Annotated in this window: 14 protein-coding genes; 6 read left to right on the top strand and 8 right to left on the bottom strand. The window is 63.8% G+C overall.

Going from position 1 to position 18,639, the window contains the following annotated elements; all coding sequences use genetic code 11:
• The first annotated feature begins 10 nt into the window (after positions 1-10).
• Both HH302_RS19430 and HH302_RS19425 read left to right on the top strand, forming a co-directional pair.
• The gene (locus HH302_RS19430; protein WP_172204201.1) at positions 11-1,564 is read left to right on the top strand and encodes an aldehyde dehydrogenase family protein; all 1,554 of its coding nucleotides are present in this window, start codon (positions 11-13) and stop codon (positions 1,562-1,564) included.
• A 99-nt stretch (positions 1,565-1,663) separates the two neighbouring features.
• Entirely contained in the window at positions 1,664-2,356 is a 693-nt protein-coding gene (locus tag HH302_RS19425) for a DUF3047 domain-containing protein (RefSeq protein WP_172204199.1), read from the top strand.
• A gap of 15 nt (positions 2,357-2,371) precedes the next feature.
• On the opposite strand, the gene HH302_RS19420 is transcribed toward HH302_RS19425, so the two are convergent.
• Positions 2,372-3,622, bottom strand: a complete 1,251-nt coding sequence (locus HH302_RS19420) for a beta/gamma crystallin-related protein (RefSeq protein ID WP_172204197.1) — start codon at positions 3,620-3,622, stop codon at positions 2,372-2,374.
• A gap of 244 nt (positions 3,623-3,866) precedes the next feature.
• Between HH302_RS19420 and HH302_RS19415 the strand changes: the two genes are divergently transcribed.
• A complete protein-coding gene (locus HH302_RS19415) occupies positions 3,867-4,808 on the top strand; it encodes a hypothetical protein (protein ID WP_172204195.1) in 942 nt (313 codons plus the stop codon).
• Between the two features lie 154 nt (positions 4,809-4,962).
• Here HH302_RS19415 and HH302_RS19410 read toward each other — a convergent pair whose 3' ends face one another.
• The 3 genes from HH302_RS19410 to recQ all read right to left on the bottom strand — a co-directional run bounded on the left by HH302_RS19410 (position 4,963) and on the right by recQ (position 9,973).
• Positions 4,963-7,386 (bottom strand): carbohydrate-binding module family 20 domain-containing protein, encoded by a 2,424-nt coding sequence (locus HH302_RS19410; RefSeq protein WP_172204193.1) that lies wholly within the window; start codon positions 7,384-7,386, stop codon positions 4,963-4,965.
• A gap of 257 nt (positions 7,387-7,643) precedes the next feature.
• On the bottom strand, positions 7,644-8,102 hold the full coding sequence (locus tag HH302_RS19405; RefSeq protein WP_216661993.1) for a DUF456 domain-containing protein: 459 nt from the start codon (positions 8,100-8,102) through the stop codon (positions 7,644-7,646).
• Between the two features lie 41 nt (positions 8,103-8,143).
• On the bottom strand, positions 8,144-9,973 hold the full coding sequence (gene recQ / locus HH302_RS19400) for a DNA helicase RecQ (RefSeq protein ID WP_172204189.1): 1,830 nt from the start codon (positions 9,971-9,973) through the stop codon (positions 8,144-8,146).
• 100 nt (positions 9,974-10,073) lie between these two features.
• Between recQ and HH302_RS19395 the strand changes: the two genes are divergently transcribed.
• Positions 10,074-10,544 carry a DUF4124 domain-containing protein gene (locus tag HH302_RS19395; RefSeq protein WP_172204187.1) on the top strand — a complete coding sequence of 157 codons (471 nt, stop codon included), beginning with the start codon at positions 10,074-10,076 and terminating at the stop codon, positions 10,542-10,544.
• Between the two features lie 13 nt (positions 10,545-10,557).
• Here the strand turns inward: HH302_RS19395 and HH302_RS19390 are convergent, their stop codons facing one another.
• Positions 10,558-11,724 (bottom strand): MFS transporter, encoded by a 1,167-nt coding sequence (locus HH302_RS19390; RefSeq protein WP_172204185.1) that lies wholly within the window; start codon positions 11,722-11,724, stop codon positions 10,558-10,560.
• 367 nt (positions 11,725-12,091) lie between these two features.
• Between HH302_RS19390 and HH302_RS19385 the strand changes: the two genes are divergently transcribed.
• Entirely contained in the window at positions 12,092-12,970 is an 879-nt protein-coding gene (locus HH302_RS19385) for a hypothetical protein (RefSeq protein WP_172204183.1), read from the top strand.
• Positions 12,960-14,198 carry a hypothetical protein gene (locus tag HH302_RS19380; RefSeq protein ID WP_172204181.1) on the top strand — a complete coding sequence of 413 codons (1,239 nt, stop codon included), beginning with the start codon at positions 12,960-12,962 and terminating at the stop codon, positions 14,196-14,198. Before HH302_RS19385 ends, HH302_RS19380 begins: the two co-directional genes overlap by 11 nt.
• Before the next feature lie 118 nt (positions 14,199-14,316).
• Here HH302_RS19380 and malE (HH302_RS19375) read toward each other — a convergent pair whose 3' ends face one another.
• From malE (HH302_RS19375) to malE (HH302_RS19365), 3 genes are all read right to left on the bottom strand, one after another.
• Complete coding sequence (gene malE / locus HH302_RS19375) at positions 14,317-15,516, bottom strand: maltose/maltodextrin ABC transporter substrate-binding protein MalE (protein ID WP_172204179.1); 1,200 nt, start codon at positions 15,514-15,516, stop codon at positions 14,317-14,319.
• Between the two features lie 78 nt (positions 15,517-15,594).
• On the bottom strand, positions 15,595-16,794 hold the full coding sequence (gene purT / locus HH302_RS19370; protein ID WP_172204176.1) for a formate-dependent phosphoribosylglycinamide formyltransferase: 1,200 nt from the start codon (positions 16,792-16,794) through the stop codon (positions 15,595-15,597).
• 157 nt (positions 16,795-16,951) lie between these two features.
• Positions 16,952-18,280: a maltose/maltodextrin ABC transporter substrate-binding protein MalE gene (gene malE / locus HH302_RS19365; protein ID WP_253946241.1), complete on the bottom strand. Its 1,329-nt coding sequence runs from the start codon at positions 18,278-18,280 to the stop codon at positions 16,952-16,954.
• Between the last annotated feature and the right edge of the window lie 359 nt (positions 18,281-18,639).

The following is an 18,639-nucleotide window of genomic DNA, read 5'->3' as shown; positions in this document are numbered from 1 at the left end:
ACTACGCTGCATGACTGACAACACCCTGCCGGTGCTCGCCGGCGTTCAGCCGCCGGTGCGCGGCTCCACCTACCCCGCCGCCATCATCGACGGCGAAGCACGCTTCCCGGAAGGGGCGCCCACCCGCGCGCTGAAGAGCCCGCTCGATGGCGCCCCGCTGGGCAGCCAGTTGCTGGCCGACCCCGCGCTCGCCGCCGAGACGGTCGAGCGCGCGCAGGCGGCCTTCATGGCCTGGCGCACAGCGCCCGCGCCGCGCCGCGGTGAGCTGGTACGCCGAATCGGTGAGGCGGTGCGCCAGCACAAACGCGAACTCGCCCGCATCATCACGCTGGAGGCCGGCAAGATCCCGGCCGAAGCCGAAGGCGAGGTGCAGGAGTGGATCGACATCTGCGAGTTCGCGGTCGGGCTGTCGCGCCAATTGCACGGCCTCACCATCGCCAGCGAGCGGCCGGACCACCGGATGATGGAGCAGTGGCTGCCGCTCGGCCCGGTCGGCGTCATCACGGCGTTCAACTTCCCGGTGGCGGTGTGGGCGTGGAACGCAATGCTCGCCTTCGTCTGCGGCGACTCGGTGATCTGGAAGCCGTCGGAGAAAACGCCGCTCTGCGCGCTCGCCGTGCAGACGCTGGTGGGGCAGGCGATTGCGTCGATGGATGAAGCGCCAGCGGGTTTGTCGCAACTCGTCGTGGGCCTCGCCGATGTGGGCGAGGCGATCGCCGCGGACACACGGGTACCGCTTGTCTCGGCGACCGGCTCGGTACGCATGGGCAAGCGTGTCGCGGCCACGGTGGGCGCACGGCTTGGCCGCAGCCTGCTGGAACTGGGCGGCAACAACGCGATGATCGTCACACCCTCGGCGCGGCTGGATCTTGCGCTCCGCGCCATCGTTTTCGCCGCCGCGGGTACCGCTGGCCAGCGTTGCACCACGCTGCGCCGCCTGATCGTGCACGAATCGGTGCTGCCCGCGCTGATGCCCAAGCTGATCAAAGCCTACGAGAGCCTGCCGGTGGGCGATCCGCGCGTGCCAGGCACGCTGGTCGGGCCGCTGATCGACGCCGCCGCTTTCGAAGCGATGCAACTCGCGCTGGACGACGCGAAAACCCAGGGCGGCCGAATCGTTTGCGGCGGAAAGCGCATCACCGACAACCTGCCGGCCGGCGGCTTCTACGTGCAACCGGCCATCGTCGAAGTGCCTGGCAACCTCAAGGTTGTCTGCCATGAGACCTTCGCCCCGATCCTTTACGTGATGCCCTACCGCGAACTGGACGAAGCGATCGCGCTGAACAACGGCGTGCCGCAAGGTCTGTCGTCCGCAATCTTTACCGAACGCATGCAAGAGGCAGAACGCTTCATGGCAGCGGCCGGCTCGGATTGCGGCATTGCCAACGTGAACATCGGCACCTCAGGCGCCGAGATCGGCGGCGCCTTCGGCGGCGAGAAGGAGACCGGCGGCGGCCGCGAGTCCGGATCCGATTCGTGGAAGGCCTACATGCGCCGCACCACGAACACGATCAACTATGGCGATGCGCTGCCCTTGGCACAAGGGATACGCTTCGACGTCTAAAGCATCGGAATCACCCAGTAGCACCTGTGGTTTCGGGGTCGCCAATACGGCGACCCCTTCTTTCTTTTACGATGCCGGTTTTGCCAGGATGCACACCACGTGCGCAAGAAGCTGATCATCGGCATTGCAAGCCTGTTGCTGGGCCTCGACAGCGTGCATGCGAGCATCGCTGATGATGGCGCCTTGCCCGGCGACTGGCACCGCATTGCGTTAACCGGTGACAAACGCCCGACCGAGTACCGCCTCGAACACGATGGTGGCAAAGCGGTGATTCACGCCCACGCGGCATCGGCCGCGCTCGCGCTGGCACACGAGCCGCCTGCGGACTGGATCAAACGGCCGATCATCCACTGGCGATGGAAGATCTCCCATCCACTGGAGCATGCGGATAACCGTGTCGGCACACGCGAAGACGCGGCGGCGCGGGTGGTGCTGAGTTTTGATGGCGATCGAAATTCGCTCGGGCTTTTCGACCAAGCCGCGCTCGCCATCGGCAGCCAACTCGCTGGCCGGGAAATGGCCTACGCCACGCTGATGTACATCTGGTCAAACCGCGACCCGATCGGCACCGTGATCGACAATCCCCACACCAGCCGCGTAAAGATGATCGTCGTGGCCAACGGCCCGGGCGGCGTGTGGCAGAGCGCTACGCGCAACTGGGTCGAGGACTATCGGCACAGCTTTGGCGAGAGCCCGGTCCGCCTGACCGGCTATGGCGTGCTCACGGATACCGACAACACCGGCGAGACGGTGGATGCGTGGTACGGCGACATCGGTTTCGACGAACGCTGACCACGCACGACCCGATCACTGCAGCTGCCGCACCGACGAGATGCGGTCGTTCATGCCGCTGCGATCAAAGTTGGCGACATTACCGCTCACCACCTGGCAACGGCCGCGGAAGTTGGCGTCGGAGCAAACCTCCCAGCGCCCGCTCGACATCCGCATCGACGACACCTGGTCGTTGAATCCGAGGCGCGACAAATCTGCAACCTCGCCCACGATGCGAAGCTGTCGCCCGCGGTAGTCGGCGTCGGCGTAGAGCACGGTAGCGTCATGCGGGCGCTCGCCAAAGTTGCCGTCGTTGCCCGACCAACCGCCGCCTCCACCCCCCCAGCCCTGATTGCCCCCGTCATGCATGCGGCGGATCGACGAAATCTGGTCGTTCATACCGAGCGGTTCCATGTTTTTTACGTTGCCGTACAGCACCACGCAGCGGCCGCTGAAGTCAGCGTCGGTACAGGCTTGCCAACGCCCACCCTGTAGACGGAGCGACGAGACCCGATCATTGAACCCCCAGCGGCCGAGATCGCGCACGCCCTCAGTCACCGAGATCTGGCGGCCGCTGAAATTGGCGTCTTCGTAAAGCAGCGCCACATCGGGATCGCCACCGTCATCGCCATCGCCGCCGGCGTTGCCCCACTGGTTTCCACCCCCGTCATCGCCGCCGAGCCGGCGGAGCGAGGAGATCTGATCGTTGAGCCCGATATCGGCGAAATTGTTCACGCTGCCATCCACCGTCACGCAACGCCCGCGGAAGCCTGCATCGCTGCACAGCTGCCAGCGACCGCCGTCGAGGCGGACCGACGAGACACGGTCATTGAAACCCCGTCGGGCCAGATCCGGTTCGTGATCGGTCACCGCGATCCGCTGGCCGCGGAAATCCGCATCTTCGAACAGCACAGCGGCGCCCTCGTCCCGATGCGCGCCGTCGCCATCCCAACCGCCCTCATTCATCGGACGCAGGCTGACGATGCTGTCCTGAAACTGGGAGCCGGAAAGGTCGCGTTCGCTCTCGTCGAACACACGGCAGACGCCGCGAAAGTCGCGGCGGGTGCACATGAGCCAGGCGCCGGACTCGATCGAAAAGCTCGATATCGCGTTTGCCAAGCCCAGCTCCGACAGATCGCGGTACGGTTGCCGGAGTGTCGTACAAGGCGAGTGATAGTTCGCATTTGCGCACACTTTCACCGCGGGAAGACCCGCTAGCACCGCAGCCGGCGCAATGCCCCCGGCAAATGCCAGCACCACCTGTGCGCCGATCCGCTTGTAACGCATTCGCTTCTCCATCTTCTGGGTCCTGCCACGTGGGCTGACTTGCATACGATGCCGCTTCGGCTCATCGTAGCCGCGTAGCAGTTTGCCGCCCGCGCGATCGCAGAACAAGCGTGCGCGGACGCTGCATTGGCGTGCAGGCCAAATTTGCTGCGGCGCAAAATTGATCCAGCGCATGGCCCCCTGAGCGTCGGGCGCTAGGCTTGCGGATCACGTAGCATCGGCACCAGGTATTCCGGGGGAGAACATGGGCAAGGCAATCGAACGAATCGGCAACATCACGGTGGGCCATGTCGGCCTCGGCGGACACGGCGGCGGTATTGGAAGCGTCCGCACGCTGGTACATGACGGCGATACGGTGATGGTGCGCCCGCTCGGCAATCTCGCCGTGCGCTTCCTCGGCGTGGATACGCCGGAAATCAGCCTTCCGCTGCCCGGCTCCAGCGCCTTCGTGCGTACCGACCATCCGGCGTGGGAAGCCTTCCTGAGTGATCCGTTCGCGCCGCATCTGCCACCGATCGACCTCGACGCGGGCCTGCGTGACTACATCGCGGCGCGCGTCGGGCCGGGCTGCGCCACCAATCACCACCGGCACGCCGAGGCCGCTGAACGCGGGCTGGAAGGCGAAATCGCGTCGGACCTCGCCAGCACCGGCCTGACGCCGGAAGCGTTCCGCTTCTACGTACGCTTTTCGCGCGAAGTGATGGACAGCTACGGCCGCCTGCTCGGCTGGATCAACCGGGAAGAAGCATCGGACGATCGCCCGCCCACCTACAACCACCGCATGATGCTCAAGGGGCTCGCACTGCCCTACTTCATCTGGCCCAACGTAGCGCCGTGGCGGCGAATCGGCGCCCTGCGCGACGCGGTGCCGATACCCGGCAGCCAGGCGCGCATCGCAGAAACCGACAACCGCCTCAAACAAGCGCGCGAATGGTTCCGCGCCAACCGTGAAGCAGGCGTCGGTGTGTTCGATACCGAAGATCCCCTGCGCCTGCAGGCCTTCGAATTGCGTTACCTCACGCAGCGTAAGGCGCCCAATCGCTGGGTGATCGATCTCTCGAAAGCCGACAACCTGCTGATTGATCCGCAGCGCTACTACACCGTCGAAAACCCGGAAGACCGCCTGTTCGTGCCCGACGACTACCTTGAACTCTTCCTCGCGAAGGGCTGGCAGATCGCTCGCTGAAGCAGCGCCAGCGGGTCGGCATCAGCTTCCAGCTACGACACCATAGCCGGCCGCTCGCCTGATCCGCACGCCATCAATAAGAAAGGCCGCCCGGCAATTGTCAGGGCGGCCTTTTTCTTACCCGCGCCTCGCGGCGCGGGTACTTCAGAGGGGTTTAACGGAAGCTGCCGTTATCCACTTCCGCATTCGCGGTCGGGAGCGTGTAGACGTAGTTGCCACCGTTCTCCCAAGTCACGTTGCCGTTACCGATCTTCTGGTACTTGTACTCGATACCAACACCGCCCTGCGGGAACTTGATCACGCAGGTCCATTGCGGATAGGCCGTCGGCGAGCACTGGCGGAAGCTGTCAGCGTTGGTGCTCCAGTTGCCGATTTCCGCGGTATTGCCAACGATGTAGACGCTCTCGCCCCACACCGTCTCCGCCGTCACCTTGAAGCTAACCGTCACCGAGGTGTCCACCGCCGGCGTCACCGGAAGGTTCCAGTTGCTGCCGCCGTTGTTATCCCAGTTGGTGCCGTCGGTCACGACGAAGTTGATCGCGTTCGCATTGCTCGGCGGGGTGATCGTGGCAGACCAGAAACCGTCGCCGCGCTTGGTCAGCACGGTGTCGGTCACGTTGTTCCAGCCCGAGTAGCCCCAACGCAGCGTCAGTGCGGCGCTGTTGGCCAGCGTGCCGTTGTAGTACAGCGTGACCGGCTGGCCGCCAGTGATCGATGACGGCGTGTAGTCAAGCGGTGCCTTGGTCGGGCAGTAGGCTTCGACACACACGTTGCCCGCGGTAGCGACCTTCCACACACCGCTCTGCGCGCCGATCGTGACACCGACAAGCTTCACGGTGTGATCGGTGGCAGCCGCCGCGGTACGCAGACGGAACACCTGACCCGGCTGGATCGTTGCCGGACCACTCACGAACGCCCCGCCATTCACACTCAACTGGCCGTTGGTGACCGAGATCGTCGCCGGCTTGTAGTCGAGGTAACGCAGCGCTGCCGAGGTGACGACCTGGTTACGCGCGACGTTCAGACTATCCGGCACGCGGGCCGGCAGGGTCTTCAGCGTCAGCGGCTGCACGATCGCGCCGAAGTGCAGCGCCACCGCGCTGTTCGCGGCGATATTCAGCGTCGCCTGACCGTTGACCACCTTCACCTGCGCGCTCGCCGGGCAGATGCCGGTTTCCGGCGCACCGCTCGCCACCACGTTGCAGTAGGTTGCATCCGGCAGGTTGGTCGCGAACGGTTTGCTCCATGCGTCCGTCGTGTTGTTGATCGCGACGAAACCCTTGTTGCCACGGCTGAACGAGATGCGGTTCGCGCCATCAGCCGCCCAGTAAAGCAGCGGAGAAGCGGCGGTGTAGTTGCGGAAGCCGACCATGTTCGCCACACGCTTGTCGCGGTGCACGCAGTCCCACTTGCCGGTGGCGGTCGGGTCGCTGCTGCAGTTCGACGGCACCAGCTCGAAGCCCTTGTACGGCTGACCAACCGGGCCCATGTCGTGGCTGTTGAAGTGATAGCCCGACATCACCTGCGGATAGCCGTACGGATAGCCGAGCATGAACACGTTGGCGAGGAAGAGCTTGTCGCCGTTGAAGGTGTTCATCGAATCGCAATTGGCCCCCGGCGCGTACTTGTCGCAGTACTTGCGCTCGGTATCGTGGTTGTTCACGAACACCGTGGCCTTGCTGCTCGGGTACATGCCCCAGTTGGCAAACGCTTCCGGCATGCGCGAGAGGTTGAAGCCATAAAGATTCATGAACATGTTCTTCATGGCATAGACGTAGCTGAACTCGTTCACCGTCCCCATTTCCGGGTAGCGGTTGATGTCGCCCGAGTCGTACAGCGAACCGTCCTTGATCACTTCCTGCGTCAGGAAGTACGAGCCCGGCACCTTCGCCTTGATGGCCGCCAGCTCGTCGGGTTTGATGTGCTTGGCGGCATCGATGCGGAAGCCCGCAACGCCAAGCGAGAGCAGATCCTTCATGTAGGCCGCGATACGGTCCTGCACCGCCGGGTTGCTGGTATCCAGGTCCGGCAGGCCCGGCATTTCGCACTGGGTCACGTTGTTGCGATTGCCATCGTAATCGGTCGACGCAATCGTGCACTTCGGGTGGAAACTCGCGGCGGTATAGGGCACAGCCGGGAAGTTGTAGCTGCTGTAGCTGGAACCACCGACACCCACAGCCGTCGTCGCAGGCGGCGTTGCCATGTGGTTGATCACGGCGTCGACGTAGACGTCCACGCCCGCTGCCTTACAGATCTGCACCATCGCGTAGAACTCGCGACGATTCCCGCTGCGCGAATCCAGCTTGTAGCTCACGGGCTGGTAGCGGGTCCACCACTCGGTACCCTTCACATGCTCCTGCGGGGGCGACACCTGCACCGCCGCATAGCCTTTCGGACCCAGTTCGGTCACGCATTCGCGCGCCACCGACGCCCAGCTCCACTCGAATAGATTGACGTAGGCCGTGCGCGGTACGCCCGGCTTCCAGTCAGCAGCCCATGCGCCCGGGGCCAGCGAGAGTCCGGCACCCGCGAGCGCCAGCCAGATCGCGCAACGGCGACCAAGAGTCGAAGAAGTCATTCCTGCTCCAGAAACAACTCCGGCCCGGAGTATGAATGGGGGCTCCAGGCCAAAAGTCGGTGAGGGTTCGACAGGTGCACTTGCACATGCCAAACGGATTCTGGAGGTGCCGCCAGCAGCGAATTAGTCGGAAATTGCTGAATCTGACGTTTTAAGGGTTTTCCCTAGTCAGTCCAGCGAAACCCCTTGCGCCAAGCGGCGTGCAGCGAAGCGGTTATGACGTGGGAGACAGGCAGCTCAGCGCTGAAATACCTGTGTCAAACGAAGTACGCGAAGAGAAATACGCCGATCATGGCGACCGTGATGCCCAACTTGGCTGCCATGGCGACGACGAAACCAAGCCCAGCAGCAACACCCGCCTTGGCCGCTTGTTGCGCATCCTTGCGGGCATAGAGCTCGCCTGCCGCCGCGCCGATGACGGGCCCCAGGATCAGCCCCGGAATGCCGCCAAAGAGCCCGACGAGCCCTCCGATTCCGGCGCCCGCCATCGCATAACCGCTAGCGCCAACCAGCTTCGTTCCAAGGATGCCAGCGACGAAATCAATCGCCCAGGCGAGCACCGCCAGCGCGCCCAGCACCACCACCGCGATAACACCGACCTTGCCGAAATCATCCAGCCAGGCACCCAACAGCATGCCCGCAAAGAGCAGCGGCGTGCCCGGCAGAACCGGCAGCACCACGCCGGCAATTCCGATCAACATCAGCGCGATCGCCACAAGCCACAGCCATTCCATGTCCGTTCCTTTGCTTGAATTCTTCAGCCGTATTGGCGGGCATGGCCCTTGAGCACTTCGAGGAACTCTTCGCCGTAACGTTCCAGCTTCTTGTCACCGACGCCGGAGAGCTCCGACATTTCGGCGAGGCTCGCCGGCCTTCGCTCCAGCATCTGCTTGAGGGTTGCGTCGCCGAACACGATGTATGCCGGAACGTTGTTCTCTTCGGCCAGCTTGCGTCGGCATTGCCGCAGCGCGGCCCACAAGGCACGCGCCTCGTCGCTCTCGAACTCGATCTCCTTGCGCACGCTCGTGGCACCGCCCGGCGTCGCTTCGCGCACCTTGCGTGCCATGAACTCCGCCTCGCCGCGCAGGATCGGCCGGCACGGCTCCAACAGTAGCAAGCCGCCGTGCTCGTTCACCCCAATCAAGCCTTGCGCCACCATCTGGCGCAGCAGCGAGCTCCACTGCACGTCGCTCACCGCCTTGCCGATACCGAAGGTGGTCAGATGCTGGTGGCCGCGCTCGATCACCTTGGGGGTTTCACGTCCCTGGAGGATGTCGATCAGGTGGCCGGCGCCATAACGTTGGCCGCTTCGATAGATCGTCGACAGCGCCTGCTGCGCCGCGACGGATGCATCCCAGGTTTGCGGTGGCGTCAGGCACATGTCGCAGTTGCCGCAGGGCGACGAGGTCTCGCCAAAATAGCGCAGCAGCACTTCGCGCCGGCACGCGGGCGCCTCGCAATAACCGAGTAGCGCGTCAAGTTTTTGCCTCTCAACCCGCTTCACTTCGTCTGGCGCCTGCGATTGCTCGATCATCTCGCGCTGCAGCACCAGATCCTGCAAGCCGTAGGCCATCCAAGCATTGCTTGGCAGGCTGTCGCGCCCCGCACGGCCGGTTTCCTGATAGTAGGCTTCAAGCGACTTGGGCAAATCCAGATGCGCAACGAAACGCACATCGGGTTTGTCGATGCCCATGCCGAAGGCAACGGTCGCAACCATGATTACGCCATCACCGCGGATGAACTTGTTCTGGTGCGTGGCCCGTGTTTCGGCATCGAGCCCCGCGTGGTACGGGTAGGCGTTGAGCCCTTCCCCGCGCAGCCACTTCGCGGTCTCTTCGACCTTCTTGCGCGACAGGCAATAGACGATGCCGGAATCGCCCTCGTGCGTGCTGCGAATGAATCGCAGCAGCTGCTTGCGCGGGTTGTCCTTCTCCACCACCGTGTAGCGGATGTTCGGACGGTCGAAGCTGGAGAGGAAGACCTCGGCGTGCTGCAACTGCAAGCGCTCGATGATCTCTGCGCGGGTGGCGTTATCCGCAGTGGCCGTCAGCGCGACGCGCGGAATGTTCGGGAAGCGTTCGTGCAGCACCGAGAGCTGGATGTACTCTGGGCGGAAGTCGTGCCCCCATTGCGATACGCAGTGCGCCTCGTCGATCGCGAAGAGCGCGATCCGCGCCTGCCCCAGCAACTGCTGGAAGCGCGGCGTCATCAGGCGCTCCGGCGCCACGTAGAGCATGTCCAGCTCGCCCTCGAGCAACTCGCGCTCGATCACCGACACATGCTCGAGCTCCAGCGTCGAGTTCAGAAAGGCAGCACGCACGCCGAGCAGCTTCAGCGCGCTGACTTGATCCTGCATCAGTGCGATCAGTGGCGAGACGACAATGCCGCAGCCTTCGCGCAGCAGTGACGGGATCTGGTAACACAAGGACTTGCCGCCACCGGTAGGCATCAGCACCAGGGCATCACCCCCATTTGCTACATGCTCGACGATCGCCTGCTGCTGCCCGCGGAAGGCCGGGTAGCCGAAGACATGGCGAAGGGTGTCGAGCGCAGGTGCCGCTGGCGCGGCGTCGAGGGTGGGCTGCATCGGCCCAATTATAACGACCCGCCGCCGCTGCCCCGATCCGGTCAAACAGGTGGCGTGCCGCGCGGCTAAGATGGCTGGGCCTCCAACGTGCCATACACCCATGCGAATCGCCACCCTGCTCCTCTGTCTGTTCTCGCTGCCGGCTCACGCAGGTCTATACAAATGGACCGACGAGCAGGGCAAGGTCCACTACAGCGACGTTCCACCACCCAGGCAGAGCGCACAGTCCGTCGATGTCGTAAAGCCCGGCGGTATCACACCAACGCCCGTCCAGGCCACGCGCGAGCCTTCTGCCACTGCACCTGCGCGAAGTCGCCGCAATAGCCTTGCCGACGAATACGGGCCCACCAGCGCGGCCTGTCGCAACCTGTCGTCATCGGCGTCGCTGAGCGAGGCCAGGGAGAAAGGCTGCCGGATCGAGCAGTCAGGCTGCACGGCAATGCGCCAGTATCAAGAGGAAACCGAGCGCGCCATCACGCGCCGGCCACGCGATGAGCCGGCCTTCGTACGCGACGTCGGCGACTCGATGCTCGAACAACTCAAGGAGCACATGCGCGCCAAAGGCTGTTGACCGCCTAGTGCGCTCAGCCCAGCTGGGCCCCGCGACGCGCTCGCATCGACGCAACTGCCGCAGCGCACGCGATCAGCCAGCAGACCGGCCATAAGCCCGCTATCGCCGCGGTGGCGCCGAACAGCCACGGCACGCCAACCCCCGACAGATTGCCGAACAGCGAGCGCAGGCCAATCGCCTCCCCAACCCGCCCCGCCGGCGCGAACCGATGCAGCAATGACAGCACGTTAGGCTGACCACAACCAACGCCGGAGCCGAGCAGGAAAGCCAGCAGAAACAATGGCGCACCCGCGCGCGCAAACGGAAGCAGTGCCCACACGCAGGCGATTAGCGCGAGAGCGGCCGCCAACATCCGCCATTCGCCCAGGCGGTGCGCCACCCACGGGATCACGGCGCGCACAGCGAACGTGCCCAGCGCGAAGCAGGACATCATCGTGCCGATCGCCGTCGCGCTCAACGCGGCGCGGTGCCCCAGCACCGGCCCGAGGAAGGTGAAGGCATCCCACGCCACGGCGTTGGCCGAGGTCAGCAGATAGATGGTTCGCAGCGATGGGTCAGCGAGCAGACCACGCCAGCCCTGGGCATGCTGGCTTTGCGGCGGCATGGCTTCATCGCCGTGTGTATCGGCGACCCTGCGTGTGAGCAACAGCGCCAGCAACGTGCCCATGCACAACACGGCAAACGCCGCGCGAAATCCGGCGGCATCGATCATCGCCCCGGCAATGAACGGGCCGAGCACTGACGAAGTGGAATGCCCCAGCGTGAGCCAGCCGAACAGCGCAACGCGCTGCTGTGTGGTTTCTATCGGCAAGCCGCCGACCGCATGCTGTATCGCCACGGAGGCCACCGTCACCCCGGTGCCACAGAACACCGCACCCGCCAGCATCGATGGCAGCGCTGGCCAGCACACCGGCAGCAGGATGCCCACTAGGATCGACAACAAACCGCCACGTACCACGCGGCGCGGACCGAAGCGGTCACTCCAGCGACCGAACTGCAAACCAAGCAGCACCGACACAACGCTGTAGAGACCAATCAGCAAACCAACCGCAGATTCGCCTGCGCCCGATTGCAGCACGAACACGGACGATGCGACCCGTCCACCGGATACCGCGACATGGCCGAACAGCATGATCGCAATCAACGGGAAGAGCGGCTTGGGCAGGCGGGATGGGCGCACCACTCGATTGTAGAGCGCCACACGGCGAGTCTGGCGCGACGTGTTGCAACGCCGTAACAACCGGCACCCGCTGCCGAGGCCGAGGGTACAGCAATGGCCTGTCGGCGCCCCTGCGCCATGCGTTTCACCATACCGGTCGGTATGGGCATTTTGTGCGCTGGCAGCAGCGCAACAGGCCCTCAAAGCCTGTCACCACAGGGGCATGCGAGGCGGATATATTGCGGCGCGTTTCCTCGCCCAGCCCTACCGCGAGGCAACACTCGCTTGCCCCGAAGGCCGTAGATCCGGCAAGCCCGACTTCGACGCGCGCCACCCGCTGCGTTGAAGCGCATCGCATCGTGTCACTCACCCAAACGGAGCACGCACCATGACGAAACCGCAGCGCCTCGCCATCGCAGTCCTTCTTACCCTCCTCGCCGCACCGGCCATGGCCGCCAACTTCACGCTCTGGATCAACGGCCGCAACGGCGGTGGGCAGATCGGCAATTACGACAGCTTCACCTACTGGGGGCCGGCCAGCACGGCGGCCGGCGTGAACAAGAAGGCGGTGAACTGGGATGGCAAGAGCCACATCGCCGATCAGAACTACCTGATCCGCAACGCGCTGGATTGCTTCTGCACCGGCAACAACTGGTGCTACATCGCGGTGCATAGCGCGGGCGACCTGATGATCGGCTACACGATGGCCAACTACGGTGGCTCCACCCGTTACAAGAAGAACCCGCAGCCCGATGCTTCAGGCACCTGCAGCAACAGCGACGGCACCACGCAGACGGGCTGGAACATCAAGTGGATCAACGTTGCGTCCGGTGCCGGCGGCGGTTCCGAACTCGCTGATATCGGCTCCTGGGCGGTGTCCGACGTGCTGACGCAGGATCTGAAGACCACCACCGCCCGCGCGCTTTACAACCACAACGCAACGCGCGCAGTGTCGTTCAATATGTTTGCTGGGGCCAAGGGCACCTTGTATTCCAGCGTGTTGCCGGGGCAGGACGACGAGGTCGTCGCCTATCACTCGACGGGCGGCGTCTCCGGCTCTTCCGGCGCGAGCTTCTGCAATCCGTCCGACTGGTTCTGCAACGATCTCATGCTGGGCACGGCCAACAACGAGGGTGGCTCCGCGAAATGGAGCTACCACACCGTGAAGTTCCGCGACGATGGTGAAGCCTACAACCACTACACCAATGGCGCCTGGGGCGGCATTGTTTCGGTTGTGCGAACCGATGTGGTGAACAATGCCCGCTGAAAAGCGGCCGCATGGCGCGCGCGGCCCCTTGCTGCGCGCCGCCGCCCGCATCGCCGCATTAGCACTTGGCGCCGCGGGGCTGGCTTGGCTGCTCTGGCCCGCGGCATCGGCACATCTGGCGGAACGCATCGGTTCCAGCGCCCGCGTATCGACGCCAGATCAGCCAACCTTCGCCGCCAATGCCGCAACGGACGGCGGCAGCCTGATGACGGCCTCCGAGCGGGCGGCCGCGCTTGCCCTGTGGCAAGAGCGCGCCGCACGAGCCAAGGCCGCGTTGGAGGGCTACCGCAAAGCCACCATGTACCCCTTCACCTCGCGCCCCGCAGCCGAGAACGCAGATCAGCTCTACCCCAACCGGCCAGTCACGGAAGATCGCCCGCTCAACAATGGCAGCGACGAAGCGGATCCCTCGATCCGCATTCTCACCAGTCAGAGCCGCGTGTTCGTCGCCAGCGGCGAGGATGTGGTCTTCACGATCGCCGCACGCGACCGCGACGGCAACCGCCTACCACTGGAGGTCACCAACGCTCGCGCGACCGGTCTGGCAAACGCCGCGAACGCTTCGCCGCAATCGGTGGCGATGCGCTTCAATGACCAAGGCCAGGCGGGCGACGCGGAGGCCAACGACGGCACGCAATCCTCAGTGCTGTTGCCAGCGCAAACGACGCTCGCCGCCTTCGATGGCACGATCCGCGTGGAGCTGGCCTTTCGCGCGGGCGAACGCACCGGGCAGCACATCTTCGACGTGGTCTATTCGCCACAGCCACCGGCCTTATGGGCCGGCCCCTTCAAGGATTCGCTCGAAGCGGGCTCGCTCGTCCTCCGCGTACCGATCGAGGTGAGGCAGGCAGGCCGTTACATCATCAACGCCCGGGTCGACGACGCCAGCGGCCACGCCTTCGCACTTGCGACCTTCAACGATGAACTTGAAACGGGTACCAAGGAAGTCGCACTCACCGTGTTCGGGAAACTGATCCGCGACGCAAAGCCCAGCTTCCCGCTCACAGTGCGCGACGTCGACGGTTACCTTCTTCGTGAACAAGGCCATCCGGACCGCGCCTTGATGCCGAGGCTCCCCGGAGTCGTCCGCACGACGGCCAGCTATTCACTCAACAGCTTCTCCGACGCCGAGTGGCAGAGCGATGAGCGAACGCGCTACCTCACGGAATACGGCAAGGATCTCGACGACGCTCAGCGGCAACTCACCGCACTCAACGCCGGCCGCTGAATGCCGGAGGTCTTTTCGAAGACGCCACACCGAACGGCAGAGCAAATAAAAAACGCACCGCCCGATCCACTCGGGCGATGCGCTTCCTTTTCGACTTCACGAGCCGAGAGCCGCCGGCTTACTGACCCGCGACGATCGCCTTTGCGGCGGTGTCAAGCGCGTCCTTCGGCTTCTTGCTGCTGGTGGTGATGTCCTTCAGCGCGCTGGACAGGTTCTTCCAGAAGTACTGCATTTCCGGGTTGTTCGGCATCGGCCGCCCCGCAAACACGCCTTCCATCGCCTGCCGGATCTGGGTGTCCTGGAAGAAGTCCCAGAACACCGCCTTGCTCGCGGGCACACCGATCGGCTTATCGTCATTCACAAGCTTGATGCCTTCCGGCGTCAGCAGGAAATTCTCGATCAGGTTGACCGCCGCTGCACGGTTCGGCGAGCCCTTCGGCAGCATGGCGCCGAGCACGCCCACGAACGGGCGCGCAGGCTGGCCTGCGACGGTTGGCAGCGGAGCAATACCAAACTTGATCCCCGCCTTCTGCAGGCCTTCCCAGGCCCAGGGGCCGTTGATCCACATCGCCTGCTTGCCGGTCTTCATCGCCTCTTCGGCATCCGCGTAGGACAAGGCCGGCTGCACAGCGCCAGCCTTGATCAGCTTGACCAGCACTTCGGCCCCTTTCACCGCACCGGCATGATTGATGCCCGTGTCCTTGCCAAGGTAGTTACCCAGCAGGTCGCGCTGAAACGGATAGCCCCCGTTGGCCGCGAGCATCGGCCATGTGAAGTAAGGGCTTTGCGTCTCCCAGCCGACGGCGCGAATCCCCTTGCCCTTGAGGCTGGCTTCGATCTCGGCGAACTCTTCGTAGGTGCGCGGCGGCTTGTCGATCAGCGCCTTGTTGTAAATCAGCGAGATCGCCTCGACGGCAATCGGATAGCCCCACTGCTTGCCCTGGGTCGTAAAGCCGTCCCACGCAATCTGCACCGTACCGGTCTTCAATGCCGGACTGGGTTCGACCGGCGTCAGCCAGCCATTCTTGACCCAGTCACCGATGCGGTCGTGCGGCCAGATCCAGATGTCCGGTCCATTGCCCTTCGCCATCGCGGCGGCAAAGGCCTCGGTCGGATTGTCAGGCGTCTCGACCTTGACCTTGATTCCGGTCTTCTTGGTGAACTCGTCGCCCACCTTCTGAAGCCCCTTCCAGCCCTTGTCGTTGTTCACCCAGATGAGCAATTTCCCGTTTTCCCACGCAAACGCGGGTTGGGCAGCCAATGCGCCGGCGAATACGAACCCCGCCAGCACCTTTACGACAAGGCGCGAACATTTCATGACTTGCTGTCTCCTCCGGTTTGCAGCCTGCGGGAATTGGGCGACGTACGTTGCATCGCCCTTTAGTGTTCGGTCTACTTAGGCCGCGCGCGGCTTGACCCGCCCTGCGGCTTCCTTCGCTCGCGCCCGCGCCGTGCCCGTGTCATCGGCAGTCGCAAGCGCAACGCCCATCCGCCTTCTGACAAAGGACTCCGGCTTGCCAAACAAGCGCAGATCGCTCTCAGGCACTTGCAGCGCTTCCGCGACGCCATCAAACACGATGCCTTTGGCATCGACGCCGCCGTAGATTACCGCACTGGCTCCGGCGCGCCGCAGCGTCACATCAACCGGCAGGCCAAGAATTGCACGCGCGTGTAGTTCGAATTCCGAGAATCGCTGCGAGGCAAGCGTCACAAGACCAGTATCGTGGGGCCTCGGGCTGACCTCGGAGAACCAGACCTGGTCGCCCTTCACGAAGAGTTCGACACCGAAGATTCCGCGCCCGCCCAAGGCAGCCGTCACCTTCCCCGCAATATCGCGGGAACGCTCCAAGGCCGTCGCCGACATCGCCATCGGTTGCCAGCTCTCGACATAATCACCCGATACCTGCACATGGCCGATCGGGTCGCAGAAATAGGTCTCGACTTCGCAACCCGCGCCCACCGCGCGCACCGTCAGTTGCGTAATCTCATAGTCGAAATCGATGAAGCCTTCGACGATGACCCGCCCCTGATTCACGCGGCCGCCGCGCGCCGCATAGTCCCACGCAGCAGCCAGCTCGTCCGGTGAGCGCACGGTTGATTGCCCTTTGCCCGAGGACGACATCACCGGCTTGATCACGCACGGGTAGCCGATGCCACCGTCGATTGCAGCCCGCAACTCGTCGAGCGAATCGGCGAACGCGTAGGGAGATGTCGGCAAGCCAAGCGTCTCACCGGCGAGCCGACGGATGCCTTCACGGTGCATCGTCAGCTGCGCGGCGCGCGCGGTCGGAATCACCTCTGCCAATCCGTCCGCCTCGATCCGCGCCAACTCGTCGGTGGCGATCGCCTCAATCTCCGGAACAATCAGAGCGGGCCGCTCAGATTCGACCAACGCTCGCACGGCGGAAGCATCGGTCATATCAATCGTATGTGCCCGATGCGCAACCTGATGGCCTGGCGCATTCAGGTATCGGTCCACCGCAATGACTTCGCAGCCCAGTCGCTGCAATGCAATGATGACTTCCTTGCCGAGTTCGCCGGCGCCAAGCAGCATCACGCGGGTGGCCGATGCGGTCAGCGGGGTTCCAAGTGTCATGGATCTCTCCGGATCATATAAACAGCGAATCATGCCGCGCCCACAGTGAATACACCACCGAACGGGTCAACCAGGCCGTGCGCAACAGTGCGGTGAGCCAAAGCCGGAAACAAAAACGCCCACCTTTCGGTGGGCGCTTTCTCCGCCTAAAACACGTTTAGACGCCGTTCGCTATGTTCTTCGCGGCAGCATCCAAGGCGTCCTTCGGCTTGCGACCGTTGATGGTGATGTCCTGCAATGCGCCGCCGAGGTTCTTCCAGAAATACTGCATCTCCGGATTGTTCGGCATAGGCTTACCGGAAAAAACGCTCTCCATGGCTTGCCGGATCTGCGGGTCTGCATAGAAATCCCAGAAGATCTCTTTCGACGCCGGAATCCCGAGCGGACGTTCCTTGTTGAAGGCCAGCAGCCCCTCAGCCGGAAGCAGGTGTTGTTCGAGCAGTTGAACCGCCGCTTCGCGGTTCGGCGATTTTGCCGTGATCATCGCGCCCAGGACCCCTACAAACGGGCTCGCCGGTTGCCCGTTCAGCGACGGAATCGGAGCAATGCCGAACTTCACACCTGCCTTGCTGAGCCCTTCCCATGCCCACGGGCCGGTCAGCATCATGGCAAGCTTGCCCCCCTTCATCGCGGCTTCCACATCGCCGGTCTGTTGGCTGGCATTCAACACACCTGTCTTCACGAGCTTCTGAAGTACGTCCGCCCCCTGCACCGCGCCCGGATGATTGACCCCGGTGTTCTTCGGCTCATAGTTACCCAACAAGTCGCGCCTGAACACATAACCACCGTTCGAAGCAAGCAGCGGCCAGGAGAAATACGGGTTGTTCACCTCCCAACCAATCGCCGCGACGCCCTTGGCCTTGAGTCCGGCATTGAGCGCAGGGATGTCCTCGAACGACTTCGGCGGTGTGGCGACAAGCGTCTTGTTGTAGACGAGACTCAGCGCTTCGACCGCCACCGGGTAGGCCCACACCTTTCCCTTTGACGTCACGCCATCCCAGGCAACCTGAACGATGTTGCCCTTGAGCGTTTGCGTCACGGCAAGCGACGCGAGCCAGCCGTGCGCTGACCACTCGCCAATGCGGTCATGCGGCCACATGAACACATCGGGCCCGTTACCGGATGCCATGGCCGCCTCGAAGGCGCCGGTCGGGCTCTCCGGCACTTCGACCACAACCTTGATCCCCGTCTTCTGGGTGTAGCTGGCGGCAATCTTCCTCATTCCCTTCGCCGCCCGATCGTCGCCAACCCAGATCAGCAGCTTGCCCTTCTCCCATGCCATTGCGGGCGCCGAACATGCCACCAAGACACCGAGCGCCAACGCGCGCGCACCACACTTCATCAGACGATTCAACGAATTCACTTGGGATCCTCGTGGGTTATCCGTCCGCAGCACACCAGAGGGATTCTCGGCGCCCGGCCCGCAAAAAAGCGAAAAGCGCTGCACGAATGCAGCGCCTTCTTGTAAGCCAAGATACTGATTCAATTGGAGAAGTCGTGCTTGACCGCGCTTGCTCGACGGCCGCTCGAGGGAGCCCCGCGGGGCAGGGTCACCAGAGGCGCCACCTGCCCGCTATCCGGCCGCTCTGCGCTTTGCTTGGAGCGGCACTGCCTTCAACAGGATCCTCTATCGGCCCCCGGTCTGAGATGGACTATTGAATCGGCAAGCCGGCGCAACGCGTTCTGACGTTTTGCCTTTGTGCGGTTCCGGCCGACCTCGACCGCCTCTTCTGGATCTTCGATTAGGTTCAGTGCTGCAAGGCGCAAGCGCCTACGTCGGGCGTCGCGAGGTGCTTGCGTTTCAGCTCAATTGCGGTTGGCGGGTATGACGTGGTTGAGTGGCCC

The sequence above is a fragment of the Niveibacterium sp. COAC-50 genome (genome assembly GCF_013184235.1).
Lineage (GTDB): Bacteria > Pseudomonadota > Gammaproteobacteria > Burkholderiales > Rhodocyclaceae > Niveibacterium > Niveibacterium microcysteis.
The sequence above is the reverse complement of the archived record's forward strand: the minus strand, read 5'-3'. Positions and strand labels throughout refer to the sequence as shown.